22 protein-coding genes are annotated in these 26,376 nt (G+C 69.0%); 11 read left to right on the forward strand and 11 right to left on the reverse strand.

The features are described 5' to 3' along the window. The first annotated feature begins 194 nt into the window (after positions 1-194). Positions 195-356, forward strand: coding sequence for a YqaE/Pmp3 family membrane protein (locus tag BLQ49_RS12680; RefSeq protein WP_091716278.1), 162 nt, complete (start codon positions 195-197; stop codon positions 354-356). A 191-nt stretch (positions 357-547) separates the two neighbouring features. Here BLQ49_RS12680 and BLQ49_RS12685 read toward each other — a convergent pair whose 3' ends face one another. Beyond that, the gene (locus BLQ49_RS12685; RefSeq protein ID WP_091716279.1) at positions 548-1,321 is read right to left on the reverse strand and encodes a YfdX family protein; all 774 of its coding nucleotides are present in this window, start codon (positions 1,319-1,321) and stop codon (positions 548-550) included. A 143-nt stretch (positions 1,322-1,464) separates the two neighbouring features. Further along, on the reverse strand, positions 1,465-2,883 hold the full coding sequence (locus BLQ49_RS12690) for a M20 family metallopeptidase (protein ID WP_091716280.1): 1,419 nt from the start codon (positions 2,881-2,883) through the stop codon (positions 1,465-1,467). Between the two features lie 329 nt (positions 2,884-3,212). On the opposite strand from BLQ49_RS12690, the gene BLQ49_RS12695 reads away from it, so the two are divergent. The 6 genes from BLQ49_RS12695 to BLQ49_RS12725 all read left to right on the forward strand — a co-directional run bounded on the left by BLQ49_RS12695 (position 3,213) and on the right by BLQ49_RS12725 (position 12,386). Further along, the gene (locus tag BLQ49_RS12695) at positions 3,213-5,003 is read left to right on the forward strand and encodes a peptide ABC transporter substrate-binding protein (protein WP_091716281.1); all 1,791 of its coding nucleotides are present in this window, start codon (positions 3,213-3,215) and stop codon (positions 5,001-5,003) included. A gap of 16 nt (positions 5,004-5,019) precedes the next feature. Beyond that, entirely contained in the window at positions 5,020-5,979 is a 960-nt protein-coding gene (locus tag BLQ49_RS12700) for an ABC transporter permease (RefSeq protein ID WP_091716282.1), read from the forward strand. Further along, complete coding sequence (locus BLQ49_RS12705; RefSeq protein WP_091716283.1) at positions 5,945-6,877, forward strand: ABC transporter permease; 933 nt, start codon at positions 5,945-5,947, stop codon at positions 6,875-6,877. Before BLQ49_RS12700 ends, BLQ49_RS12705 begins: the two co-directional genes overlap by 35 nt. Before the next feature lie 14 nt (positions 6,878-6,891). Further along, positions 6,892-8,739, forward strand: a complete 1,848-nt coding sequence (locus tag BLQ49_RS12710) for an ABC transporter ATP-binding protein (RefSeq protein ID WP_091716474.1) — start codon at positions 6,892-6,894, stop codon at positions 8,737-8,739. A 697-nt stretch (positions 8,740-9,436) separates the two neighbouring features. Beyond that, a complete protein-coding gene (locus BLQ49_RS12715) occupies positions 9,437-10,519 on the forward strand; it encodes a methyltransferase domain-containing protein (protein WP_091716284.1) in 1,083 nt (360 codons plus the stop codon). A gap of 490 nt (positions 10,520-11,009) precedes the next feature. After that, the gene (locus BLQ49_RS12725) at positions 11,010-12,386 is read left to right on the forward strand and encodes an NAD(P)H-dependent oxidoreductase (protein ID WP_091716286.1); all 1,377 of its coding nucleotides are present in this window, start codon (positions 11,010-11,012) and stop codon (positions 12,384-12,386) included. Between the two features lie 216 nt (positions 12,387-12,602). On the opposite strand, the gene BLQ49_RS12730 is transcribed toward BLQ49_RS12725, so the two are convergent. Beyond that, a complete protein-coding gene (locus BLQ49_RS12730; protein ID WP_091716287.1) occupies positions 12,603-13,937 on the reverse strand; it encodes an LLM class flavin-dependent oxidoreductase in 1,335 nt (444 codons plus the stop codon). Positions 13,938-14,313: 376 nt separating this feature from the next. Here BLQ49_RS12730 and BLQ49_RS12735 point away from each other — a divergent pair, with 376 nt between their 5' ends. Beyond that, positions 14,314-16,476: a molybdopterin-containing oxidoreductase family protein gene (locus BLQ49_RS12735; protein ID WP_091716288.1), complete on the forward strand. Its 2,163-nt coding sequence runs from the start codon at positions 14,314-14,316 to the stop codon at positions 16,474-16,476. 158 nt (positions 16,477-16,634) lie between these two features. Here the strand turns inward: BLQ49_RS12735 and BLQ49_RS12740 are convergent, their stop codons facing one another. The 4 genes from BLQ49_RS12740 to BLQ49_RS12755 form a co-directional block, all read right to left on the reverse strand. Beyond that, entirely contained in the window at positions 16,635-17,045 is a 411-nt protein-coding gene (locus BLQ49_RS12740; RefSeq protein WP_091716289.1) for a response regulator, read from the reverse strand. An 87-nt stretch (positions 17,046-17,132) separates the two neighbouring features. Further along, positions 17,133-17,537: a hypothetical protein gene (locus BLQ49_RS12745; protein WP_143012251.1), complete on the reverse strand. Its 405-nt coding sequence runs from the start codon at positions 17,535-17,537 to the stop codon at positions 17,133-17,135. Between the two features lie 72 nt (positions 17,538-17,609). Next, a complete protein-coding gene (locus BLQ49_RS12750; RefSeq protein WP_091716291.1) occupies positions 17,610-18,110 on the reverse strand; it encodes a hypothetical protein in 501 nt (166 codons plus the stop codon). Between the two features lie 30 nt (positions 18,111-18,140). Beyond that, positions 18,141-19,598: a chromosome partitioning protein ParA gene (locus BLQ49_RS12755; RefSeq protein ID WP_244507568.1), complete on the reverse strand. Its 1,458-nt coding sequence runs from the start codon at positions 19,596-19,598 to the stop codon at positions 18,141-18,143. 465 nt (positions 19,599-20,063) lie between these two features. Here BLQ49_RS12755 and BLQ49_RS12760 point away from each other — a divergent pair, with 465 nt between their 5' ends. After that, entirely contained in the window at positions 20,064-20,741 is a 678-nt protein-coding gene (locus BLQ49_RS12760) for a hypothetical protein (RefSeq protein ID WP_091716293.1), read from the forward strand. 21 nt (positions 20,742-20,762) lie between these two features. On the opposite strand, the gene BLQ49_RS12765 is transcribed toward BLQ49_RS12760, so the two are convergent. Beyond that, positions 20,763-21,056 (reverse strand): hypothetical protein, encoded by a 294-nt coding sequence (locus BLQ49_RS12765; protein ID WP_091716294.1) that lies wholly within the window; start codon positions 21,054-21,056, stop codon positions 20,763-20,765. 413 nt (positions 21,057-21,469) lie between these two features. On the opposite strand from BLQ49_RS12765, the gene BLQ49_RS12770 reads away from it, so the two are divergent. After that, entirely contained in the window at positions 21,470-21,682 is a 213-nt protein-coding gene (locus BLQ49_RS12770) for a hypothetical protein (protein WP_091716295.1), read from the forward strand. A gap of 12 nt (positions 21,683-21,694) precedes the next feature. On the opposite strand, the gene BLQ49_RS12775 is transcribed toward BLQ49_RS12770, so the two are convergent. Next, on the reverse strand, positions 21,695-22,093 hold the full coding sequence (locus BLQ49_RS12775) for a response regulator (protein WP_091716296.1): 399 nt from the start codon (positions 22,091-22,093) through the stop codon (positions 21,695-21,697). Positions 22,094-22,346: 253 nt separating this feature from the next. Here BLQ49_RS12775 and BLQ49_RS12780 point away from each other — a divergent pair, with 253 nt between their 5' ends. Next, on the forward strand, positions 22,347-23,060 hold the full coding sequence (locus tag BLQ49_RS12780; protein ID WP_091716297.1) for a hypothetical protein: 714 nt from the start codon (positions 22,347-22,349) through the stop codon (positions 23,058-23,060). A 37-nt stretch (positions 23,061-23,097) separates the two neighbouring features. Here the strand turns inward: BLQ49_RS12780 and BLQ49_RS12785 are convergent, their stop codons facing one another. Together BLQ49_RS12785 and paoC are read right to left on the reverse strand one after the other, a co-directional pair. Next, entirely contained in the window at positions 23,098-23,481 is a 384-nt protein-coding gene (locus BLQ49_RS12785; RefSeq protein WP_091716298.1) for a hypothetical protein, read from the reverse strand. 673 nt (positions 23,482-24,154) lie between these two features. Continuing rightward, a complete protein-coding gene (gene paoC, locus BLQ49_RS12790; protein ID WP_091716299.1) occupies positions 24,155-26,374 on the reverse strand; it encodes an aldehyde oxidoreductase molybdenum-binding subunit PaoC in 2,220 nt (739 codons plus the stop codon). Positions 26,375-26,376 lie beyond the last annotated feature (2 nt).

Genomic DNA, 26,376 nt, shown 5'->3' on the forward strand with positions numbered 1-26,376 from the left:
AGCGGGGCGCATCGGCTGCCCGGCTCGCGCACGACCGGATCGGCCGCCGTCGATGAGCCCGAGACCATCTGGGCTCCACGCGGGCGTGGCGGCCCGACCGTCCCCGGGAACCTGCACGGCGAGGGCTACAGGACGCGCAAGCGGCACCTATGTCGCTCCCAACTCATATCGATGTTGAAGGAGCCGCCCGACCCATGATCATGATCATCATCTGCTTCCTGGCCCCATGGCTTGCCATGTTCCTGCGCGGGAAGGTGATTCAGGGCATCCTCTGCATCCTCCTTCACCTGACGATCATCGGCTGGATTCCGGCAACGATCTGGGCGCTGGCGGTGACGCGCAGGGAGGCCGCTTAGCGCCCGTGCCCGATCGCCCTGCAATCGCGCACGGCTCCAGGCTCTGGTTCTGACGCGCGCTCCAGCGCCGAACCGGTGACCCCTTCGGCGGAGCGCGCGCCGGCGTCGGCTGGCGCGGTGCGGGGATCGGAGGGCGGCGACCGGCGCCCCCTCCGGTGCACCGGTCGCCGCGGAAGCCGATCAGGCGCCCGTCACTTGCTGGTCTTGGCACCTGCGGTCGTGCCGGTCGCCTGCGGCGCGGTCTTGCCGGCTGTGGCCGCCTTGGCGGTCTGCGGGAGCGCCACCGCGTCGATCACGTCGAACCGCATCCCGTCCTGGGCGGTCTTCAGGACCGCGTTCGCCTCGTAATACTTGCCCTGCCCGATCAGCGTCGCCGCCTGATTGACGTCGGCGATGGTCTTGTCGAGCGGCAGCACCGCCATCGTGAAGTTCACATCGACATGGGCGAGCTTGAGCTTCTCGATCGCGCCCTTCTGGTCGCCCTGGGCGAGGTTCTTGTTCGCCTCAGTCACCGCCGAGGCCTTCTCGGGTGTGGCCACGAAGTCATCGCCGAGCGTCAGCTGTGCGTCCACCGGAACCCAGGCGACCTGCTCCTTGGAGGCGGGCTTGGCCTCGGCCGTCATCGGCTGCGTCATGCCTTTGTGACCGGCGAGGTCGGCGGACGTCTTGAGGTCGGCCTCGGCCTTGGTGAACAGCGCGTCGTCGGTCTTCGCCTTCGCGAAGGCCGCCTGCGCCTTGGCGACCGTATCCTTGGCCTGGGCGGGATTGGCTTCGAAGATGGCCAGCCGCGTGAGCTGGAGATCGCGGAACGCCTGCGCGCCGTCCTTGGACAGCTTGCCCACATCCTTGTCGACCGCCGCCTGGCTGGTGCCTGGCTGCTGGGCGGCCTGTTCGGCCGCGAAGGCGCTGCCTCCGAGGATCGTCGTCAGCACGAGCGCCGCGGCCATAGACTTCCGGTACGTCATTGTCCTGTCTCCATCCGAGCGATGACCTGAGGCTCTATGTTGCATTAGCCTCATGCATTCCGCGTTCAGATAATAGACTTGGAATGTCCTGGTCGCATGTCCGATCCATTAAAGATCGGCAATGCTTGCTCACGCGATCCGGTTCAGGCCAGCGACATGCGCAGGGGCGGTGCGACCTCCGGGGGCAGCGGCGAGACGTAGCCGGCCGCGCCACGCCGCCGGGTCAGCTCCTGCCGGGCGGCCTCGCGCAAACCCGCGTCGGTAAGCGCCAGCGTACCGGTGGCGGCCATCGCCTTGGCGACCTGCACCATCGCCTTGTGGGCCGCCGGGGTCTTCCCCTGCGCCACCACCTGCCAGGTGTGGAACGGCGTGCCGATCGCCACGGTCGGCGCGTGCGCCTGCACGGTCGGCACGACCCAGCTCACGTCGCCCACATCGGTCGAGCCGATCGCGGGGTTGCGCGGCGCGTCGAGGGGCACCAGGAAATCCGCGAGCGGCGCCTCGGTACGCGGCATCCCGATGGCGCGGAACACGGCATCGATGTCGCCGTCGCTGAGCGTCGCCCGGATGTGTTCGGCGAAATCCCGGTCGGCATCGTCGAAGGGGGGCGGGCCCAGTTCCTCCATCACCCCGTGGAGCGCCTGCTCCAGCGGCGTGTTGCCCAGGAGGTTCGACACGGCGCTGACGATTCGCACGTCGACCTCGGTCTCGGTCATCAGGGCGGCCCCCTGCGCGACCTTCTTCACCCGCTCCACCAGCGCCAGCATGCCGGGGAGGTCGCGGGCGCGGATCGAGTAGCGCACGCGGGCCCGCGCCTGCACGACGTTCGGCGCGATGCCGCCGGCGTCGAGATAGGCGTAGTGCACCCGCGCGTCCGAGGGCATGTGCTCGCGCATGTAGTTCACGCCGACGCTCATCAGCTCCACGGCGTCCAGCGCCGAGCGCCCGAGATGGGGCGCCGCCGCCGCGTGGGCGGTGCGCCCGGTGAAGGTGAAGTCCGCCCGCGTGTTGGCGAGTGCGGCCGGCGGCGCGACCTCCCAGAAGCTCGCCGGGTGCCAGGAGATCGCGATGTCGGCATCCGCGAAGGCGCCGGCGCGGACCATGAAGGCCTTGGCGGCCCCGCCCTCCTCGGCCGGGCAGCCGTAATAGCGCACGCGGCCCGGCGTGCCGGTCTCGGCGAGCCAGTCCTTGACGGCTGTGGCGGCGAGCAGGGCCGCCGAGCCGAGGAGGTTGTGGCCGCAGCCATGCCCGTGGCCGCCCGGCTCGATCGGCCGGTGCTCGGCGACGCCCGCCTCCTGCGACAGGCCGGGCAGGGCGTCGTACTCGCCGAGGAAGGCGATGACCGGCCCGCCCTCCCCCGCCTCGCCCATCACGGCGGTGGGGATGCCGGCGACCCGCTCGGTGATCCGGAAGCCCTGGTGGCGCAATTCGGCGACGTGCTCGGCGCAGGAGCGCTCTTCCGTGTAGCAGACCTCCGGCATGCCCCAGACCCGCTCGGACAAGGCGATCAGCCGCTCCTTCTGCGTGTCGACGTGGCGCCACACGGCGTTGCGGTTATCCATCGTGTCGTCTCCGGAAATTTTGGGCTGATCCAGTCTGCGGCACCCGAGCGGGCACTGCGCCGTCATCGCGAGCGCAGCGAAGCGACCCAGGGTGGCGCGGCCTCGGTCGACGTGGCGCCACTGGATTGCTTCGCTCCCCTCGCAAAGACGCTGGCGCCGCGGTTTCAACCACGAGCCGTATCCGGCACCCGCATGCACCGCCCAGGCCATGCGGCTGTGCGGAACGGGCGTTCGCGACACGTTTCGATCGAAGCGTCACTGGCCCGCCCCTTGCCAAGGCCACAGCCAGAATGATGCTGTGCCCATCACGGCGGCAACCAGGAATGATTATGGACGAGCGGGATCTGCACGGCCTCATCGGACGCGTGAAGGACGGCCGCCTGTCGCGGCGCGCCTTCGTGCAGCGCTTGGTGGCGTTGGGCCTCACCGCGCCGATGGCCGGGCTGATGCTCGCCGGGAACGGCGTCGCGATGGCGGCCGATATCCGGGCCGGCTACAAGCCGACCAAGGCCGGCGGCGGCGGCGCGCTCAAGCTGCTCTGGTGGCAGGCGCCGACGCTGATCAACCCGCATTTCGCGGTCGGCACCAAGGACCAGGACGCCTCGCGGATCTTCTACGAGCCGCTCGCCGCCTGGGACCCGGACGGCAACCTGGCTCCGGTGCTCGCCGCCTCCATCCCGTCCCGGGAGAACGGGGCGCTCGCCGCCGATGGCCGCTCGGTGGTCTGGACGCTCAAGCCCGGCGTGACCTGGCACGACGGCAAGCCGCTCACCGCCGACGACCTCGTCTTCACCTGGGACTACGCCCGCGACCCCGCCACCGCGGCGGTGACGATCGGCTCCTACAAGGATTGCAAGGTCGAGAAGATCGACGATCTCAGCGTCCGGGTCCTGTTCGACAAGCCGACACCGTTCTGGTGCGACGCCTTCGTGGGCATCGTCGGCATGGTGCTGCCGAAGCACCTGTTCGGCCCCTATAGCGGCGCGAAATCGCGCGACGCGCCCCAGAACCTCGCCCCGGTGGGCACCGGCCCGTACCGCTTCGTGGAGTTCCGGCCCGGCGACATCGTCCGCGGGGAGCGTAACCCCACTTATCACCTACCGAACCGGCCCTACTTCGACACGATCGAGATGAAGGGCGGCGGCGACGCGGTTTCGGCGGCCCGCGCGGTGCTCCAGACCGGCGAGTACGACTACGCCTGGAACATGCTGATCGAGGACGAGGTGCTCAAGCGCCTGGAGACCGGCGGCAAGGGCCGGGTCGACGTGGTGTACGGCGGCAAGCTCGAATTCCTGCTCCTCAACGCCACCGATCCGAACGTCGAGGTCGACGGCGAGCGATCCTCGATCACCACCAAGCACCCGGCCTTCTCCGACCCGAAGGTGTGCCAGGCCATGAACCTGCTGGTCGACCGCAAGTCGATCCAGACCTACATCTACGGCCGCACCGGCAAGGCCACCGCCAACACGGTCAACGGGCCGGAACGCTTCGTCTCGAAGGACACGAAGTTCGCCTTCGACCCGGCGAAGGCCAACGCGCTCCTCGACGAGGCCGGCTGGACCAAGGGCTCGGACGGCATCCGCGCCAAGGACGGCAAGAAGCTCAAGCTCGTCTTCCAGACCTCGATCAACGCCCCGCGCCAGAAGACCCAGGCGATCATCAAGCAGGCGGCCGCCAAGGCGGGCATCGAGATCGAGCTGAAATCGGTGACCGGCTCGGTGTTCTTCTCCTCGGACCCGGCCAACCCTGACACCTGCACGCATTTCTACGCCGACATGGAGATGTATGCCTACAGCATGACGCAGGCCGATCCGGCGATCTGGCTGCTCATGTACGCGTCGTGGGAAGTGGCCCAGAAGGCCAACAAGTGGCAGGGCCGCAACGTCGTGCGCTGGCGCAACGATGCCTACGACAAGGCCTACAACGCCGCCCAGGGTGAGCTCGACCCGGTCAAGCGGGCGGCCCTCCTCATCAAGTGCAACGATCTCGCGGTCTCCGAGAACGTGCTGCCGCTGATCCACCGGGCCGAGGTCTCGGCGGTGGGCGCCACGCTCACGGCGCCCCGCAGCGGCTGGGACAACGACCTGTCGTTCCTGCCCGACTGGTACCGGGAGGCCTGAGCGGGAGCGCCGCGCCATGGGCGCCTACATCCTGCGACGCCTCCTGATCGCGATCCCGAGCCTGCTCGGCATCAGCCTGATCCTGTTCGTCGTCCTGGCGCTCGCGCCGGGCGATCCGTTCGGCGAACTCGCCGCGAATCCGAACGTGCCCCCGGAGGTGCGGGCGGCGCTGCGCGTCAAGTTCGGTCTCGATGACCCGATCTTCACCCGCTACCTGAGTTGGCTCACCGCCATGCTGCACGGCGACTGGGGCTTCTCCTTCGCGAGCCGGGTGAATGTCGATACGCTGATCCTGCAGCGGCTGCCGACGACCCTGTTCGTCGTCGGCTCCTCCCAGGTACTGGCGCTGCTGATCGCGGTGCCCGTGGGTCTCTACGCGGCGCGCCGGCCCTACTCGCTCGCCGACCAGATCGCCAACACGCTGGCCTTCGTGGGCTTCTCGCTGCCGACCTTCTTCACCGGCCTGCTGTTCATCCTGCTGTTCTCGATCAAGCTCGGCTGGCTGCCCTTCGTCTACCAGGCCGATCTGCCGGGCTCCGGGCTGCCCTGGGTCTGGGCGAATGTCCGGCAGGCGATCATGCCGGTGGCGGTTTTGGGCTTCTTCCAGGCCGCCTCCTACACCCGGTACGTGCGCGCCTCGGCGCTGGACGTCGCCCGGCTCGACTACGTCACTACGGCCCGGGCCAAGGGCCTGAGCGAGGGCACGGTGACCCGCCGGCACATCGCCCGCAACGCACTGATTCCGGTGGTGACGCTGGTCGCCCTCCAGATCCCGGCGGTGTTCGGCGGCGCCATCGTCACCGAGCAGATCTTCCGGATTCCCGGCATCGGCTCGCTGCTGATCGACGCGATGCTGTCCAATGACACGCCGGTGGTGATGGCCGTGACCTTCGTGTTCGCCGGCCTCGTCATCCTGTTCAACCTCGTCGCGGACCTGCTCTATGGCTGGCTCGACCCTCGCATCGCCCTCCGATGAGGCGGTGCCGATCGCCCGTGCACCGGCCTCGCCGGGGCGAGAGACGTGGCGGCGCTTCCGGCGGCACCGGCTGGCGCTGGCGAGCGTCGGCGTCCTCGCCGTGCTTGTGGCCGGGGTGGTGTTCGGCGGCCTGCTCTGGCCGGTCGCCATCGACGACATCGACTTCGCGGCCCAGCTCCAGGGCCCGTCCTGGGATCACCCGTTCGGCACCGACGATCTCGGCCAGGATCTGCTCGCCCGGATGATCTACGGCGGGCGGATCTCGCTCGCGGTCGGCTTCGCCGCCATGGCGGTGGCGAGCCTGATCGGCGTGCTGGTCGGCGCGCTCGCCGGCATGTCGCGCCGGTTCCTCGACCCGGTGCTGATGTGGCTGACCGACCTGTTCCTGTCGCTGCCACAGCTGCCATTGCTGCTCCTCGTCATCTACCTGTTCCGCGACAGCCTGAAGGCCGTGTTCGGCAGCCAGGGCGGCGTGTTCCTGATGATCGTCGCGGTGATCGGGGGCTTACGCTGGATGCCGGTCGCCCGGCTGGTGCGGGCGCAGTTCCTGACGTTGCGCGAGAAGGAGTTCGTGGAGGCGGCCCGCTCGCAGGGCGCCACGACCGGGCACCTCGTGCGCCGCCACATCCTGCCGAACGCCTTGGGGCCGGTGATCGTGGCGGCCTCGATCGAGGTCTCGTCCGCGATCATCGCGGAATCGACCCTGTCCTTCCTGGGTCTCGGCTTCCCGCCCGACATCCCGACCTGGGGGCGGCTCCTCTTCGACGCCAAGGACCATCTCGACGTCGCCCCACATTGGGCGCTGTTCCCGGGGGGCGCGATCTTCCTGACCGTGCTGTCGATCAACTTCATCGGCGACGGCCTGCGCGACGCCCTCGATCCGCGGCGGGTTCTCTAGCGATGGCAGATCCGATGGACCCGCTCCTCTCCGTCTGCGACCTCACCGTCTCCTTCCGCTCGGACGGGCGCTGGCGGGAGGTGGTGCACGGCGTCTCCTTTGATGTCGGCCCCCGCGAGACCGTGGCGCTCGTGGGCGAATCCGGCTCCGGCAAGAGCGTCAGCGCCCTGTCGGTCCTGCGCCTCCTGCCGCGGGATGCAAGCCGCATCGGCGGCAGCGTGCGCTTCGCGGGCCGGGACCTCCTCGCCGCCTCCGAGGCCGAGATGCGGCGGGTGCGCGGCGATTCCATCGCCATGATCTTCCAGGAGCCGATGACATCCCTGAACCCGGTCCTGACCACCGGCTTCCAGATCGCCGAGGCGCTGATCCGGCACCGGGGCCTGTCGCGGTCCGCCGCCGAGGCGGAGGCGCTCCGCCTCCTCGACAAGGTCCGGATCCCGGCCGCCCGGTCGCGCCTGCACGACTACCCGCACCGCTTCTCCGGCGGCATGCGCCAGCGGGTGATGATCGCCATGGCGCTGGCCTGCCGGCCCAAGCTCCTGATCGCCGACGAGCCGACCACAGCGCTCGACGTCACGATTCAGGCCCAGATCCTCGACCTCATCAAGGGTTTGCAGGACGAGGAGGGCATGTCGGTCCTGTTCATCACCCACGACATGGGCGTGGTCGCCGAGATCGCCGACCGTACCGTGGTAATGTACCAGGGCCGCGCCGTGGAGGCCGGCCCGACCGCGCGGATCTTCGACGCCCCCGCCGAGCCGTACACGCGGGCGCTGCTGGCCGCGGTTCCACGCCTTGGGACGATGGCGGGCCGCGCCCGCCCGATGCGCTTCCCGGTGGTCGACCGGGCCACCGGCCTGGCGGCGGCGACGCCCGAGACCCCCGACACCGTCCAGGCCACCGCGCGCCCGGTGCTGGAGGTGCGCGACCTGACCACCCGGTTCGAGATCCGCTCCGGGCTGCTCGGCCGCGTGTCGGGTCGTGTCCACGCGGTGGAGCGGGTCTCGTTCAGCCTCGCGGCCGGCGAGACCCTGGCGCTGGTCGGCGAATCCGGCTGCGGCAAGTCCACCACAGGCCGCTCCATCCTCCGCCTCGTCGAGCCGCTGTCGGGCTCGGTCCTGCTCGACGGCGAGGACATCACCGGTCTCGACCCGAAGACCCTGCGCACCCGCCGCCAGCGCATGCAGATGATCTTCCAGGACCCGTTCGCCAGCCTCGATCCGCGCCTGAGCGTCGGCGCGGCGGTGGCGGAGCCGCTGCTGATCAACCGCCTCGCGACGCCCCAGGTGGCAAGGCGGCGCGCCGAGGATCTGCTGGCGCGGGTCGGCCTTCCCCCCGAATCCGCCGGACGCTTCCCGCATGAGTTCTCCGGCGGCCAGCGGCAGCGCATCTGCATCGCCCGAGCGCTCGCCTTGAACCCCCGCCTCATCGTCGCCGACGAGGCGGTCTCGGCACTCGATGTCTCGGTGAAGGCACAGGTCGTGAACCTGATGCTCGATCTCCAGGCGGAGTTCGGCCTCGCCTACCTGTTCATCTCGCACGACATGGCGGTGGTGGAGCGGGTGAGCCACCGGGTCGCCGTGATGTATCTCGGCGAGATCGTGGAGATCGGCCCGCGGGCCGCCGTGTTCGGGAACCCGCAGCACCCCTATACGAAGACGCTGCTGGGCGCCGTCCCGATTCCCGATCCGGCCCGGCGCCGGGCGCGGCACGCCCTGCCGGACGCCGAGATCCGGAGTCCAATCCGAACTCCGGACTACGATCCGCCGGTACGGCTGTACCGGGAGGTCTCGCCCGGTCACAGCGTGCAGGATTGGGATGCCGCCTGGGCGGACGCCACGCCGGAGTGGGCGGCGGCCTGAGGCAGGGGCGGATCTCGGCTTCGTTTGTGGCTGGGATCCGCGTGACCGGCGCGTCGGGTGGATTGAAGTCGGCTCCGGGAAGGCCGAATCCGTCGTCGCGTGCCAGCCCAGTCGCGCCTCCTTCCGTGGAGCGTCCCTCACGCTCCGCCGCTGAGGGATGGAGGGCGGGTCGAACGCCCGTCGCCGCCTGTCGCGGATCGTATCGCGACCCGGTCTGGCACCGCTCGAAATCATCTTCAGGTTTATGATCCAGGTTATAAATAACGCCGCAGGTAAGTTCTTCCTTGCGGATTGATTGGAAATATAAATTTGCCGTTTCTTTCCGAGATATCCTCGAATTCAATATCGTAATAGCATTATTCGGTCGATCTTATGCCTATTGCGCCACATCATATGAAACTCTAATGCAAATCAACAGTCCTGACTGGCCACGGTGTACGATTTATCCTATAAGGAGACAGTCAGCCGACTGAAGGAAGCGATAGGATGGTGTGGGTTAATTCACGTCCGCCGGTTCGGCGGCTGAGCACCATGCGCTGGAAGACGCTTCAGAGGGCACCCGCCGTCGGGCCAACCCGGATGCACGGCACCGTCAACATCGAACACGAATGTCTCCAGCTCGTCATCCGCCCAGGTTCGGTTGCGGACCGGGGCCTGTCGCTGGGCGACCCTGCCGCGATCGTCGGCAGGTAACGCGATGCGCCGCCTGCATTTCGACGCCCTCAAACCCGTCTGCCCTGCCTGCCGCCGGGGGGCCCTGACGCTGGAGCCGGGCGCGGAGACGACAAGCAACGCGGTCGTGTCCGGAGTCCTGCGCTGCCGCGACGCGGCGTGCGGCCAGCGCTTTCCGATCATCGCGGGCGTACCGGTGCTGGTCCCGGATCTCACCGGATGGCTGTCGGCAAATCTCCACCACGTCCTGGCGAGCGACATCGAGAACGCGGCGGTGGAGGCGGTGGTCGGAGCGGTGGTCGGACCGGAATCCGCCTTCAACCTCGCCCGGCAGCAGCAATCGCGCTACGCCCACGACCATTACGGTGACCTGTTCGACCGCGAGGCGAGCGCCACGGGACAGCTGCCCGGCAGCGTCCGGCGTGGCCAGGAGCAGGCGCTCCAGCGCCTCGGACCGGGAAGCGGACCGGGGCTCGATCTCGGCTGCGCCGCCGGACGGACCACCTTCGACTTGGCCACCAGTTGCGACCAGCCCGTGCTCGGCGTGGACGTGAACTGGCCGTTACTGCGCGTCGGCCGCGGCATCCTCGATCAGGGTCTGCTGCGCTACCCGCTCCGGCGCCTCGGCAACCGCTACGAACGCCGTGAGACCTATCTCTTCCCGCCCGGGGCCGACGCGGTGGATTTCTGGATCGCCGATGCCCAGTCTCTCCCCTTCGCAGACGACACGTTTCAGCGCATCCTGGCGCTGAACGTACTCGACTGCGTGCCGGACCCGGCGCGCCTCGTCGCGGAGGTCAGCCGGATCCTGCGGCCGGCCGGCGACGTCGCCTTCGCGACGCCCCTCGATTGGGCTCCCCACATCACCCCGTCCACCGCCTGGATCGAGCGCCCGGATACTCTGGAGGCGATGATCGCGAAGGCCAGCCGCGGCGCCCCCGGTGCCAAACCCCTGACGTCGACTGGGCCGACCGTCGACCTGCCTTGGTCCGTACGGCTGCACGACAACGCCACCATCACCTATCGCTCCAAGCTGGTGACGATGACCACCGCAGAGGGTGAGCGCCTCACGGCGGTTCGGAATCCCGATTGGATGACGGCGCAGTAGGATCCGCGATACCCCGCACCCGCAGGGGTTCCGGGACCGACGGAAGCCCGACCGGGTGTGAACGAGGCCGCGGACCTCCGGCGCAGCCTTGGACAGGGCTGGCCCGGAACGGTGACCGGGATCGTCCCGGTCGGTCGCAGGCCCCGCGCGACGACGTACCCTTCGCGCGGGCCAACGATCACCGCATTCGAGATCGTGAGCCCCAGGGCCGCCCCCGAACATCGGTCGGGTTCGCGAGCCTGACCCGCGACCTCCCTTTCATCTGCTACCGCGAGCGGGATCGGGCGCTGGCGAAGATCCAGACCTTCCACCGCTGGCTGCTCAACGCGGAGGCGGCGAGCCCGGCCGGCATCGGCCTGACCGGCGCCGCGCTCCGTCGCGTAGGCGCGGGCGGGCGCGAATGGTAATCCCGGTCCCGCAACCGAGACCAAACGCGGCGGGCACGGGCCTCCGATCCCGACCGACCGCAGACAGCCCGGGAGGATCCGCCATGTCCCTATTCGCCAAGCTGCAGAGGCGCGCGCAGGAGAGCCGGCCCGTCCGGGTAGGCCTGATCGGGGCCGGCAAGTTCGGCTCGATGTACCTGTCGCAGGCGCCCCGCACGCCGGGCATCCACCTGACCGGCCTCGCCGACCTCTCGCCGGACCGGGCTCGCCGGTCCCTGCAGCGGGTGGGCTGGGACGAGGCCCGCTTCGCGGCGCGCGGCCTGGAGGAGGCCGCGCAGGCCGGCACCACCTACGTCACCGACGACGCCGACGCGATGATCGCCAGTCCCTTCGTGGACATCGTGATCGACGCCACCGGCAGCCCGGCGGCCGGGATCCGCCACGCGCTCAAGGCCATCGCGCACGCCAAGCACATCGTGATGGTCAACGTCGAGGCCGACGTGCTCGCCGGGCCGCTGCTCGCGCGCAAGGCTGCCGAGGCCGGGGTGATCTACTCCATGGCCTCGGGCGACCAGCCGGCGCTGATCGCCGAATTGGTCGACTGGGCGCGGACCATCGGGCTGGAGGTGATCTGCGCCGGCAAGGGCACCAAGTACCTGCCGGCCTACCACGCCTCCACGCCCGACACGGTCTGGGGCCATTACGGCTTCAGCGCCGAACAGGTGGCCGGGGGCGACTTCAACCCGCAGATGTTCAATTCCTTCCTCGACGGCACCAAGTCGGCCCTGGAGATGGCCGCTGTGGCCAATGCCTGCGGGCTCACCCCCCCGCGCGACGGCCTCGCCTTCCCGCCCTGCGGGGTCGACGACCTGCCGAGCGTCCTGCGGCCGGCGGCGGATGGCGGCTGCCTCACCGAGCGCGGCACGGTGGAAGTGGTCTCCTCGCTGGAGCGGGACGGGCGGCCGGTCTTCCGGGACCTGCGCTGGGGCGTCTACGCGGTGTTCGAGGCGCCGAGTCCTTACGTGCGCGACTGCTTCGCCCAGTACGGCCTGAAGACCGACGAATCCGGCCGGTACGCGGCCACCTACAAGCCCTATCACCTGATCGGGCTGGAACTCGGGATCTCGGTGGCCTCCATCGCGGTCCGCGGCGAGGCCACGGGGGCCACCGGCGACTGGCGCGGCGACGTGGTGGCCACCGCCAAGCGGGCGCTGCGGGCCGGCGAGCGGCTCGACGGCGAGGGCGGCTTCACGGTCTACGGCAAGCTGGTTCCGGCGGCCGATTCTCTGGCCCAGGACGCGCTGCCGATCGGGCTCGCGCACGACATGGTGCTCAAGACCGACGTGCCCGCCGGCCAAGCGGTGCGCTGGAACGATGTCGCCTTCGATGATGGCCAGGAGGCGATCCGCATCCGGCGCGCGATGGAGGATGTCTTTCGTGGGGAGTTGGGACTCGGTGGAGCGGCGCGGCCGGTCGGCTGAGCGCGACGCATCTTCCTCTGCCGCTACGATCTTGACGCCTCGCCGGCCGAGGCACTCTCTCCTCCCCGGGCTTGCCCGGGATCGCTCGAGCTTGCGGGGAGGCGTTGGAGGTGGGGGTGGTGCAGGAGGCAACGCTGCGCCTCATCCTGAACCACCCCCACCCCTAACCCCTCCCGGCAAGGGGGAGGGGAAACGCGCTTGCTTCTCTGCGCCCGCTCACCCCTGCCGCGGCGCATGAGCCGCAGGCGGGCGCGTGCCGAGATGCCCGCGCAGGGTCCGGCCCTCATATTCCGTGCGGACGAGGCCCCGGCGGCGCAGTTCCGGCAGCACCAGTTCGATGAAGTCGTCGAGCCCCCCGGGCAGGGTCGCCGGCATGATGTTGAAGCCGTCGGCGCCGTGCTTTTGGAAGCGCTCCTCCATCTCGTCCACGATCTGGGCCGGTGTCCCGATGATCTGCGAATGGCCGCGCGCGCCCGCGATCCGCAGGTAGAGTTGGCGCAGGGTCAGCCCCTCCCGGCGGGCGAGGTCGAACATCAACTGCTGGCGCGATTTGGCGCCGTTGGCCTCCGGCAGTTCCGGCACCGGCCCGTCCGGATCGTAGCCCGACAGGTCGAAGCTCCCGACCATCCGCTCCAGGAGCGCGAGGCCGACCACGGGGTCGATCAGGTCCTGGAGCGCCTCGAACTTCGCCCGCGCCTCCGCCTCGCTGCGGCCCACCACGGGGAACAGGCCCGGCATCACCTTCAGGTCGTCGCGATCCCGGCCGAAGCGGCCCATCCTGCCCTTCAGGTCGCCGTAGAACTCGGTCGCCTCGTCGAGCGTCTGGTTGGCGGTGAACACGATCTCGGCGGTGCGTGCCGCGAGATCCTTGCCGGGGCCCGACGCGCCCGCCTGCACCAGGACCGGCTGGCCTTGCGGCGTGCGCGAGATGTTGAGCGGCCCCCGCACCTCGAAATGCGTGCCGCGGTGGTTCAGGGGGTGAAAACCGTCCGGTTTCGAGAACTGGCCGGATTCCTTGTCGATGATCACCGCCCCGTCGTCCCAGGTGTTCCACAGGCCGAGGACGACGTCGACGAACTCCTCCGCGCGCTCGTAGCGGTCGCCATGCTGCGCGATCCGGTCGGCGCCGAAATTGGCGGCCTCGGCATCCGTGGTCGAGGTCACGAGGTTCCAGCCGGCGCGGCCGCCGCTGAGATGGTCCAGGGAGGCGAACCGGCGGGCGACGTTGTAGGGCTCGTTGAAGCTCGTCGAGGTGGTGGCCACCAGCCCGATCCGGCTGGTCACCGCCGCCAGCGCCGAGAGCAGCGTCACCGGCTCGAAATGGGTCGAGCGCGCCGTCCGCTCGCTGGAGCGCAGGTTGCCGTCGCGGATGCCGCTCCCGTCCTCCAGGAACACGAGGTCGAACAGCGCCGCCTCGGCCTTCTGCGCCCAGCCGACGTAGCGTTCGAGGACGAGGCCGCCATCCGCCTCGCTCGACGGGTGGCGCCAGCCGGCGACATGGTGTCCGGTGGCGTAGAAGAAGGCGCCGAGGCGCAGCGTGTCGTGGCGCATGAACCGATGGGTCTCGTGGCAAGACGGCGGGGACCGGCGGGTTCGCCCATGTGAATCAGGCCGGCGGGCGGGATGCAACCGCGGGTCGGCTCCGGGTCCGCGATCGAGAGGCGTCTTCTCCGGATTGGCCCGGGCAGAGGGTCGCGACGCTGCGATGCGGGAGGCCCGCGCGATCGCGTGTCTGTCCCGTCACCCGGCCTTCGCGGCCGGACGCGATCGCCGGACATGAATAGTGCCGAGTCTCCCGTGCGATAGCGATACTCGCGACGTTCTACCAAGGCGTGATTTGGAATTGTTTGCAACTTAGTGCAGTCTTGGGCCTGCAGAGAGCCGCCCCGCACGACAAGAAGGCTGGACGCTCGTGCGCGGAGGAACCATGAACGAGATCGTCAAGCCGGACTCCCTGATCGTGGCCGAGGCCGAGAGCCTGACCGAGACCTTCTTCGGGGGCTGCCCGCACGATTGCCCCGACACCTGCTCCATGCTGTTCGACGTCAAGGACGGCCAGCTCCAGGGCGTGCGCGGCAACCCGGATCATCCGATGACCCGCGGCGGTCTCTGCGTGAAGCTGAAGGATTACGAGAAGCGCCACTACCACCCGGACCGGCTACTCTACCCGATGAAGCGGGTCGGCCCGAAGGGGTCGAAGCAGTTCGAGCGGATCACCTGGGACGAGGCGCTGGACACCATCGTGTCGCGCTGGAAGGCGATCATCGACCAGCACGGCCCGCAGGCCATTGCGCCCTACAGCTATCTCGGCAACCAGGGGCTGGTGCACGGGCTGAACGGCGGCGATGCCTTCTTCAACCGCATGGGCGCCACCGTGACCGAGCGGACCTTCTGCGGCGAAGGTTCGTGCACGGCCTGGCTGCTCACGGTCGGCCCGACCGCGGGCCTCGACCCCGACAGCTACATCCACTCCAAGTACATCGTGATCTGGGCCTGCAACTCGGTCAGCACCAACCTGCACCATTGGGCGATCGTGAAGGATGCCCAGAAGCAGGGTGCCAAGGTCGTGGTGATCGACGCCTACGCGTCCCGCACCGCCAAGGCAGCCGACTGGCACATCGCCCCGAAGCCCGGCACCGACGGCGCGCTCGCCATGGCGCTGATCAATTCGATCATCGCGCAGGGCCTCGTCGATCAGGATTACGTCGACAACCACACGATCGGCTTCGCGGAGCTGAAGGAGCGGGCCAGCACCCGCACGCCGGAATGGGCCGCGGAGATCACCGGCGTGCCCGCCGAGGACATCCGCAAGCTCGCCTACGCGATGGCGACCGAGCAGCCGGTGGGCATCCGCATGGGCGTGGCGCTGGAGCGGCACTATGGCGGCGGCCAGACCATCCGGGCGGTGACCTGCATCCCGGCGCTCACCGGCGCGTGGCGCCATGTCGGCGGCGGCGTCACGCAGTTCGGCGTCTGGGAGCACCCGTACAAGTTCGATGTGATGTGCCGCCCCGACCTGATCCCGGAGGGCACCCGTGTCGTCTCGAACCTGCAGATCGGCCGCGCGCTGACCGGCGAGATGCAGCTCGACCCGCCGATCATGTCCATGATGTGCTGGAACTCGAACCCGGTCACGCAGGCGCCCGAGACCGACAAGATCGTCGCCGGGCTGATGCGGGAAGACCTGTTCCTGGTCTCGGCCGAGCACTTCATCTCGGACACGGCCTCCTACGCCGACATCCTGCTGCCCGCCGCGATGGGTGCCGAGATGGAGGACATGATCCTGTCCTGGGGGCACCTCTACCTGACCTACAACACCAAGTGCGCCGAGGCGCCGGGCGAGGCGATCCCCAACAACGAGATCTTCCGACAGCTGGCGGCCCGGCTCGGCTTCGAGGAGGAGAACTTCAAGTGGAGCGACAGCGAGTGCCTTGAGCACTACGTCGACTGGTCCGCCCCGGCCTGCGCGGGCATCGACCTCGCCTACATGCGCGAGCACGGCTTCGCCCGGCTGAAGGTCGGCACGCCGGACGACCGCGCGCCGCACAAGGACGGCAACTTCCCGACGCCGACCGGCAAGTGCATGCTGAAGGTCGAGGGCGCCACCAACTTCGTCGCGCCGCCGTTCCGGCAAATGTACGAGGGTTTTCAGCCCGGCGAGGCGCTCGATCCGCTGCCCGACTACCTCAGCCCGCGCGAGTCGCACACGAACGATCCCGAGCTGGCCAAGCGCTACCCGCTCAACATCGTCTCGCCCAAGAGCCACTACTTCCTGAACTCCTGCTACGCCAACATGGAGGACAAGCAGAAGGGCCAGGGCGAGCAGTTCGTACTGATCAACCAAGCCGATGCCGATGCCCGCGGCATCCGAGAGGGCGACCGGGTGAAGGTCGGCAACGACCGCGGCGCCTTCAAGGGCGTGGCGCGGATCACCGACGACGTGAAGGCCGGCATCGTGGTGGCGACGCTCGGCTACTGGCGCCAGCTCAACGAGGGCACGGTCAACAGCATCTCCTCGTCGGCCTTCACCGACATGGGCCACGCGCCCTCGTTCTCGGACAATCTTGTCGAGGTCGCCCGGGCGAATTGAGGCTCGGCTCGGGCGGACGGGCCGTCCCCCTCCCCCTTGTGGGGAGGGACCAGGGGTGGGGGTGCATCAGGATGAGGCGCGTCCGTGCCTTCTGCACCATCCCCACCTCCAACGCCGCCCCACGAGGGGAAGGACAGAAGCCCAGCGCGGCCAAGTCCCTATTGCCGCAGCGACTCCGGCTTCTGCCCGTCCGGCAGGATCTCCCGCAGGTGATCGTGCACCATGTCGGCGGTGAAGGGCTTGCCGATGAAGCGCGCGCCCTCCGGCATGTCGCCCGGTGCAGGCTGCACCTGCCCGGACGCCACCACGATGGCGATGTGCGGCCAGCGGCTGGCGGTCTCGCGTGCCACCGCGAAACCGTCCCGCGAGCCGGGCATCTGCACGTCGGTGAACAGCAGCGCGATCGCGGCGTGTTCCCGACCGAGCAGCGCGATGGCCCGGTCCCCGTCGCTGGCCTCGAGCGTGCGAAACCCGGCATCCGCCAAGATGTCCATCGCATCCATGCGAATGAGGCCGTCGTCATCGACGACGAGCGCGTAGGGCACCTGTGATGGGACTGGATCGCTCATCCCATATCAAGTCTTAACCCATGTCAAAGGTTCGCGGCGCACGTCGAATCGCCAGCGGCCGGCCGCCTGGCGTCCCGCCAAGTGGATTCATTCTTTGTACGCGAGCCCGGGTCCGTCGCCGAACCGGGTGAGCAGATCCTCCAGGCGGACAGCAGCCATCTCGGCGCGCGACGCCCGGTGCTCGGCATGGATGGCGCGGAACTCGGCTTCCATGCAGCGCGTGACGACGCGCTCGTAATCCGAGACGAGTTCCGAGAGCGTGCGCTCCAGGTTGGCGTTCCGGCGATCCATCCGCGACAGATGGGATTCGAGTTCGCGGATCGCCGCGTCCTTGAGGGTACGGTCCTCGTAGACCCGCCTGAAAAGGCCGCTCGCCCGCTGCTGGATGACGGCGCGCCACGCCTGGAACCCCTGGATCTGATCCCCGGCCTGACGGATCAGCGCGAGCGTCCGACGCGGATCGACGACGAACGCGAGGCTCGGATCCCGCATCGGCGGAATCACCCCGGCGATCGCGTCGGGCTCTCTGGTCGTCGGGTGCGCCATCGCCGCAGGAAACCGGAACTACTCGGCCTCTTCGGGGGTGCTGGGCGCGGGGATGGGCTTGGCGCGGGCGCCGAAGGCCTCGACCGCGGCGTCGTGAAGGCGCACGAGCCAATCCTCGGCCTCCGCGGCCCGTGCCTCCGCCAGCCGGACGCGCTCCTCCGACCGGGCAAGGTTCTGGGCGCCTGTGGCGACCTCCTGCTCCAGGCGCCGGATCTCGAGATCGGCCTGCGCGACGACCTGGGCCAGCTGCGCCTCCAGTTCGGACGCCCGCTCCTCGCCGACCCGGATGGCCTCGCTGGCCTCCCGGATGAGGTCGACGGCCGAGGCCCATTCCCGGGTGGGGGCGGGGGCGACGCCTTCAGCCGGGCCGTCGATCGTGGCGACGGCCCCGTTCCGGCTTTCGAGGCCCAGGAAGCTGACCACCTTCTCGGGGGTCGCATCCGCCTTCGCCTGCCACGCGCGCATCATCACGTTCGGGCTGCCGTTATAGGCCGCGTCGATCGAAGCCCTATCGCTCATCGTTGGAACCTCTCGCAGGACAGCATCGGATCAGCCGGCCGTGCCGGGAGACGCGAATGGATGGACGTTGCTCGCCTCTTCGCGCTCGGGCTGCGGGGCCAGGTCCTGGCCCTCGGCCGCTCCGCCCGGCTTGCGCCATCCGCGGCCGGAGCGTTTGAGCGCCTCGTACTGCTTCTGAAGCGTCGTTCGTGTCTCGCGGGCGATGTCGAGGGCACCCTGGACGAGGGCCCGCTCCGAGCGCTCGTTCTGCAGATCCTCGGCGAGGCGCCGGTTGGCGGCTTCGTACTCGATGCGCGCGGCCTCCTGCCGGTGAGTCAGCTGCTCGATCCGCTCGGTCAGGGCGGCGTTGCGGGACCCGGCCTGCTCCAGGGCGGCGTCCTTGGCGGCCAGCGCCTTGGCGAGCATGTCGCAGCGCGCATCGAGGTCGCTGCGGGCGCGCTGCATCTCCACGAAGCGCTCGGTCTGCCGGGCGAGGTCCTCCTGGACGGTCTCCAGGCGCCGCTCCGCCGTGACGCGGGCGATGTTGGTCTCCTTGAAGTTGCGCTCGGCGAGCCGGTGGGCCTCGTCCCGATCGCGCAGCTGCACGCGGGCTTGGGCGAGCAGCTGCTCGTTCGTGTCCGCCCGGTTGACGGCCGCCTCCAGCTTCATCGCCAGCGCCGAGCGCTCGGCGCGCAGGGTGGCCGCATCCGTTTCGAACTGGGCCTCCAGGCGGACCCGGTTCGCAGTCTCGGCGGCGAGCTGACCCTCGGCCACGCGGGCCTTCTGGCGCTCGGCCTCGACCGTGCCCTCGACGGCCCGATAACGGGCCTCCAACTCATCGAGGCGCAGGGTCTGCTCCTCGTTCTGGATCCGGAGGCGGCGGCTGTCCTGTTCGAGGGCCGCCAGGGTCTCGCGGGCCTCCAGCAGGTCATGCTCCGTCCGCGTCAGCGCACTGTCGGCGGCCTGAGCCTCGGCCCGCAGCGCCTTACCCTCGGAGACCAGCGCCTTGCCCTGCTCGATCTCGGCGGCGAGGCGACGCTCCAGGTTCTCGAAGGCCAGAACCCTGTCCCGGAGCTCGATCGCCTGGGCGGCCAGGGCGGTCTCCCGGGCCTGCAGCTGCTCCTCTGCCCGGGCCACCCGTGCCGAGGCCTCGGAGAACTCGTTCGTCAGGATAGAGATGCGGGCCGAAAGCTCGGCGGCCTCCAGCCGGACAGCCTTGCCGGTCTGGAATTCCTGGGCCAGCGAGGTCTCCAGCTCAGCGATGCGCATGCTGGCCCGCGGGAGCTCGTCGCTGATGCTGACGATCGGCTCGAGGATCGCCACGAAGTCGTCCTGCAGCGAGCGGATATCCTCCAGGCGGTCGACCATCGCGTCGATGCGCTGCCGCAGCATCTCGTCGCGCTTCCCGATCGCGTCGAGGGAGGAATGATTGCGCTCGGCCAGGGCGGCCCGCTGGTTTGGCGCCTCGGGGGCCTGGCGCGAGCGCGCCTGCGGCATCGCCTGTGGCATCGCCGGCTCGGCCGCCGGATGCGATTCGGACGTCCCCTCGGATGAGGAAAGCATGTTCCGGAAAGACGTCCACGCCATTAACGAACTCTCCCCGCCCACAATCCGGGCAAATTTACTAAATCTTAATCTAACTAGACTGTCGAGAGATATTTTACATTTTACTTCGTACGCCACAGGTCAAGTCTAGAGCGTGCCTAAATGGAACGCGCCCGAAGCGGGAGACCCGGATAGCAGTTTCGCGCCGCGCCTTTTCGAGGCCGCCCCGCGGGGCGCACCGCGCGAGCCGGAGCCAAGGCCGCATCGCCCCATTAACGTGTCGTTAACGATTTACCGGACGTTAATAAATCAGTCCATGGCCCGATACTGACGAATCCCCGGCTACAGTTGCCCAGTTCAGACACCGGGCGGCGGGAACGGAGTCCACGGTCGCGGGCCGTCTGATGATGGGACGGGGGGAGAGTTGAGGTGACGGCGATCGTTCTGGTTGCGCCGGCTGTCGAGCCTCTTCGAGAGGGCAGGCGCTCGTGCGCGCCGCAGATCCTCCTGGCCCTGGGCTGGGTCGGACTGTTCGCCTACTGCGCCGCCTACCTGACCGAGGATATGCCGTTCCGGACATCGGCGCCCCAGGCGGTCGAAGAACCGGCCTTCGACCAGCCGGAGGACCTGCCGCGCCGCGAACTCGCGATGGCCAAGCCGGAAAACAAGCCGGAGGAGGCGACGGATACCGCTGCGCGTGTCGCAGTCCCCGCATCCTCGGCCGCAATCGAAACGGCTTCCGCACCGACCTACACGGCTCTGCCGGCGCAGTCCGCCGCGCCGACCCCGGTGCCGCGTTCGGCCTCGACCGGTCCCGATTATGTCGGAACCTGGGGTCCGACCGCCGAGGCTTGCGCCACGCCGTCGCGCCGTCACGGCTACCTGCCAGCCACGATCACGCTCGAGCGGGCCAGGGCCGGAGACACCACCTGCAGCTTTCGCGATCCGCACCGCGCCGGCAACGTCTGGTCCATGGCGGCCGATTGCGCGGACCGCGATCGGCGCTGGTCGTCCCATGTCCGACTTGTCGTCGAGGGTGACCGCCTGACCTGGACCAGCGCCTGGGGCACATCCGCCTACATCCGCTGCAACCGCCGCACCGGATGAGGCGCGGCGGTCGCGGCTGCCTCAACCGCCACCGCCGTTGCCGCCGGCGCCGCCGCTCCCCGTGGAGCCGACCCGCGACGGCTGATCCTCGTTGCCGGCGGCCGCCGAGTCCGTCTCGACCCCGTCGGCGGCGCGGCCGGTGGGCGAGTACGTGAAGGCTTCCTGATCGCCCGTGGAGTTGCTCTGCCGTGTGATGACGCCCGGGGCTCCGGGCGGGATGACGACCTGTGTGCTGGTTGGGGTCTCGACGACCTGCGCAAGGGCGGGGGTCGCCAGCGCCGCCATGACGGCCGCGGCAAGGGTCAAACGTGTCATGCCAATCTCCTGATGCGTCGGACAGTCCGGAAAGGTCCGGGTACGTCGACCAACACGAGCAGCACAGCCGGGATCCGTTATTTGCATGCAATGGCATACATAACGTGCGCCACCACACGCCACTTACTTTCAGACACATCGTTTCTTTATTGATATCACGAACTTGTTATCGCTTCAGATTTTGATCGCCATTGCCGAAATCTTGTCATTGATCCCGTAAGAATAATACGTGATGCCCGATGAGGCTTGAAGGCCGGCGCAGCCTGCGCGATCCCGTCTTGGGACAACGCAACCGCAAACTCGGACACGACAGGCTAACCACCGCGCATCATCGTGCCTGCTTCGTCGCTTCGCAGGACGGCACAGGCCGGTTATTCGGATCGGGCCGGCCGAACGCGTCGAGGAGGCATCCGATGTCCGATCCGAACGAACAGCAGCTCTCCGACGAGGAACTCGACCGACTGGCGCGCAAGCTGTTTGCGGAGGTCCGCGCCGAGGACCCGGAGGCCAAGGCGGGACGGGCGCTGGAAAGCGCTGGCGCGGTGGCCGGCGAAGTCATCCCAGGGCTGCCCGACTGGCTTCTGTCCGATGACGACGTGGCGGATTCGGACGAGAGCGGCGACTGATCGGGCCCGGCCTCAGGCGCCGTCCAGGCCCCGCGCCGTCAGCACGGCCCGCAAAGCCGTCGCGAGCGCCTCCGGCGTGAACGGCTTGCGCAGGAAGCCGGCGCCCATCGGCATCTCCCCCTCGGTCGGCCAGACCATCCCCGACATGATCAGGATGGCGCGTTCGGGCCAGCGCGCCGCCACCGCCTTGGCGAGGGTGAAGCCAGTCAGTGGCTCGCCGGCAAGGTCCACGTCCGCCACCATGGCGACGAGGTCGGGCCGGGCGGCCAGATGGTTCTGCGCGGCCTCGACGGTCGAAGCCTCGGCCACGTCGTAGCCAGCCTCGCGCAGGGAAGCGGCCGCCGCCAGGAGCTGTACGGGATTGTCCTCGACCAGCAGCACGGCAGGCTGCGGCGCAAGCGCGTCCGCCATCGGGGTCTCCAAAGGGGGGTCTCCAAGCGACCCATGCCGTGTCAACGCGGCCGGGGCCGATTGTGTCGCTTCGCCGGCAGTCACGTTGCTGTGGCAGTCCCGGAGCGCAGCTCCACGGCGGCGAACCAGAACGGGGGATCGCGAGTTAGGGAACCTCGCGAATCGCCCGGCCGACGGAGGCCTCTCCTGCAAGCGGCGGTGCCGCGGGATTCGTGGAGCGGCTCCGAGAGGGCCCGATCGCCGGGGAGATCAGATGCGGCAGGTGAAATACAGGCTGAACGAGCCGGGCCTGCGCCCGCGGCGCACGCGGCTCGAGATCCCGGGCTGGGCCGGCAATCCGGAGCCGCGGGTCGATGGCGCGCAGGAATATGCCTGGCACTGCATTCCCTTCTCGGAGGCGGCCAAGGCGGGAATCGAGCTGTTCTATCCCTACGCGGCCGAGCTGCGCGTCAGCACGCGGGAGGGCCAACTGGTCTTCGAGGGCGATTTCGGGCCACCGCTCGAGCCAGGCCTCCAATGGCCACCGTTCCGCAGTTTCGGGGACGCCTACTACACCTATCAGATCCTCCTCGACCTGAAGGTGGAGGAGGGCTGGGCGATTCGGACCGAGCCGCACCCGCGCTTCTACACCGATCGGAGCGGGACCGTGCCGATCGCCGTCCCGGCGCTCCTGCGTCACTGGTGGCCGATGATGTACTTCATGGTGTTCAAGGCCCCCGACGAGGGCCGGACCCATGTGTTCCGCCAGGGCGAGCCGTTCATGCAGGTCACCGTCGTGCCGGTGGATGCAGAGTTCGACCTCGTGCCGATGCCCGAGGACGAGGCCGCCGAGCGCGAATTGCAGTCCCGGCGCATCTACGCGAGCCGGCAGACGCTGGCGGCGGATTCGCAATGGACCTCGGCGACCAACACGGTGTTCGACGGGACCTACCGGCGCATCCTGGGGGCGGCCAAAAGCCAAAGCTGACGGAAGGCGGCGGGGGACGCGCCCCCGCCGGGGCTGCTCAGTACCCGTACGGGACGTAGTACCCGTGATGATGGTGATGATGGTGGTGGTACCGCCGGAAGTACCGGTGATGGTGATGATGGTGGTGGTAGTACGGTCCGTAGAACCGGTGGTGGTGATGATGATGGTGGTAGTAATACTGGGCCTGCTGGACTGTCGCATCACCGTCTGAGGCGGCCGAGAGGGGCTGGGCCTGCGACGCCGCCGCGTCGGACTCCTTGAGGAGCGCCACGGCATCGGGGATCGGCTTCAGGAGGTCGGCATAGCTCTCGGCCTGCATCGCGGCCTGCAGCCGGACCGGAGCCGGCATGGCGGCCTGGGCCGGATCGACGGCGGCCAGAAGGGTGACGGCCCCGACGAGGCCAGCGACTGTCTTGTCCATTGACGGGCTCCCTGGAGGAACAGCGCACCGGTCACGGGGACCGCAAGTCGCGCGCGGCCGGAAACCCTGTACCCGCCGAAAGCGTTCCAGTTCAGCGGCCGTCGAAGGGCTCACCACCTTCACATTCCCGGCAGAAGCGGAGATATTGGCCGCCGCCCGATCACAATCTGGTGGCGATCATCTTTTGTGACATAAAATTAAGTCGCTCATTTCCGGAGCCGCATTGGCGCCTTTAGCTTGCGCAGGTGGTGCGGATTTGAGCGATATCGGCATCCACACTCGTCCACCCCGTAGGACGACGAGCGAGACAGGTTTGTGGTCCCGGAGGGCCGCCCGCTTGAAGGGGCGCGGGTTTCCATTTCCAAGCGGACGATCGAACTCGCGTTTCGCCCGCTGCGCAGACAGTGGCCGCGGAGCCCCCTCGCCCCGCTTGCGGAGAGAGGGCGCGACGACCTCGTCGGCGCAGCGAGGCGGCAGCCGAGGGTGAGGGGGCGGCTCAGGAGGAGCCTCTCCGGGGCCGCCCCCTCACCGCCGCTCCGGCTGCGCCTCCGCTTCCCGCACGGACGACGAGGTCCGTGCGGGCCTCTCCCCGCGTGCGGGGAGAGGGAGGCGCCGCGGGCTTCAGGCTCGAAGTGTGAACAACGTACCCCGCAGGAAGAGGCGCCCCCCGCGATCAGGCCGCATCCGGCATGCGGTCGATCAGCTTGTCGAGGGTGATCGGGTACTCCCGAACCCGGATGCCGGTGGCGTTGTAGACCGCATTCGCCACCGCGGCGGCGATCCCCGAGATGCCGAGCTCACCCACGCCCTTCGCCTTCATGGGCGAGGACATCGGATCGGTCTCGTCGAGGAAGATCACCTCCTGGTGCGGGATGTCGGCATGGACCGGCACCTCGTAGCCGGCGAGATCGTGGTTGGCGAAGAAGCCGCGCTTCGTGTCGACCGCCAGCTCCTCCATCAGGGCCGCGCCCGTGCCCATCACCATCCCGCCGATCACCTGGCTGCGGGCCGATTTCGGGTTGAGGATCCGCCCGGCCGCGCAGACCGCCAGCATCCGCCGCACCCGCACCTCGGCGGTGTCAACATCGACGCCGACCTCGACGAAGTGGGCCCCGAAGGTCGAGACCTGCTGCGTCTTCGAGAACTTGCCGAACTCGATCGAATCCTCGGCGACCAGTTCCCCGTCGGACGCGGCCTGGGCCAGCGGGATGGCGCGGTTGCCCGCCCGGACCTCACCATCCTCGAACACCGCGTCGGTCGCGTTGAAGCCGAGCTTCTGCGCGATCGACTCGCGCAGCTTCACGCAGGCCGCGTAGACGCCCGCGGTCGAGGAATTGGCACCGAACTGCCCCCCGGATCCGGAAGAAACCGGGAAGTCGGAATCGCCCAGCCGCACCACGACCTTCTCGAGGGGCACGCCCATCATCTCGGCCGCGGTCTGCGCGATGATCGTGTAGCTGCCAGTGCCGATATCGGTCATGTCGGTCTCGACCGTGACCGTGCCGTCGCCGCCGAGCCGCACCCGGGCGCCCGACTTCATCACCATGTTGTCGCGGAAGGCCGCCGCCATGCCGAGGCCGACGAGCCATTGCCCGTCCCGGACCTGACCAGGCTTCGGGTTGCGCTTGGCCCAGCCGAATTTTTCTGCGCCGAGCTTGAGGCAGCCGACGAGATCGCGGTGGGAGAAGCGCAGGTCCGGCTCGGTCGGGACGACCTGGGTGTCGTTGCGGATGCGGAACGCCACCGGATCGAGGCCGAGCTTCTCTGCCATCTCGTCCATGGCGACTTCGAGCACCGCCAGCCCCGGAGCCTCGCCGGGGGCGCGCATGGCGTTGCCCTCCGGCAGGTCGAGCCGGGCGAGCTTCATGGCGGTCAGGCGGTTCTGGCCCGCATAGAGGTACTTGGTCTGGTTCACCGCCGTCTCGGGACCACCGTCCGGCAGGTTGCCGGACGTGCTCTCGTGCGCAATCGCCGTGATGGTGCCGTCCTGGGTCGCGCCGATGCGGACCCGCTGGATCGTGGCCGGCCGGTGCGTGGTGTTGTTGGCGATCAATGGGCGCGTCAGTGCCACCTTCACGGGCCGCCCCGTGGCCTTGGCGGCGAGCGCCGCCAGCACCGCGTCGGCGCGCACGAACAGCTTGCCGCCGAAGCCGCCGCCGACATAGGGCGCGTCGAGCCGGACCTTCTCCTTCGGCAGGTCCAGCATCTTGGCGAGGCTGCCATGGCCCCAGCCGATCATCTGGTTGGACGTCCAGAGCGTGACCCTGTCGCCCGCCCAGGCCGCCACGGTGGCGTGCGGCTCCATCATGGCGTGGCTCTCGTCGGCGGTCCGGTAGGTCGCGTCGAGCGTCACCGGGGCCTGCGCGAAGGCGCCCTCGAAATCGCCGATCCGCTCCTCGCCGTTGCCGCCGCTGCCCTCGCCGCTGTCGGCCGGGACGGGCTCGGCGGTCTTCGCCTCCGTGGCGAGGTCGAACTTGCCGTCTTCCGGGGCGTAATCGACCTTCACCAGGAAGGAGGCAGCGCGCGCCTGCTCGAAGGTCTCGGCCACCACCACGGCGATCGCCTGATGGTAGTGCTGGATCACGTCGCCGCCGAACAGGTAGGCGACGTTCATCACGCCGCGCTCGATCCGGGGCGTGTCGAGGGTGGTGACCACGCCGATCACCCCGGGGGCCTGCCGGGCGAGAGCCGTGTCGATGCTGCGCACCCGGCCCTTGGCGATGGACGAGCCGAGCACGTAGCCGTAGGCGGCGTCCGGCGCCACGTCGTGGCGCTCGTAGGCGTAGGGCGCGGTGCCGGTGGTTTTGAACTTGCCATCGATCCGGTCGGTGGGCTTGCCCACGACCTTGAGACGATCGATCGGGTTCGGGCCGGCGGCGGTGTCGAACTTCATGG

The sequence above is a fragment of the Methylobacterium phyllostachyos genome (assembly GCF_900103445.1).
GTDB lineage: Bacteria > Pseudomonadota > Alphaproteobacteria > Rhizobiales > Beijerinckiaceae > Methylobacterium > Methylobacterium phyllostachyos.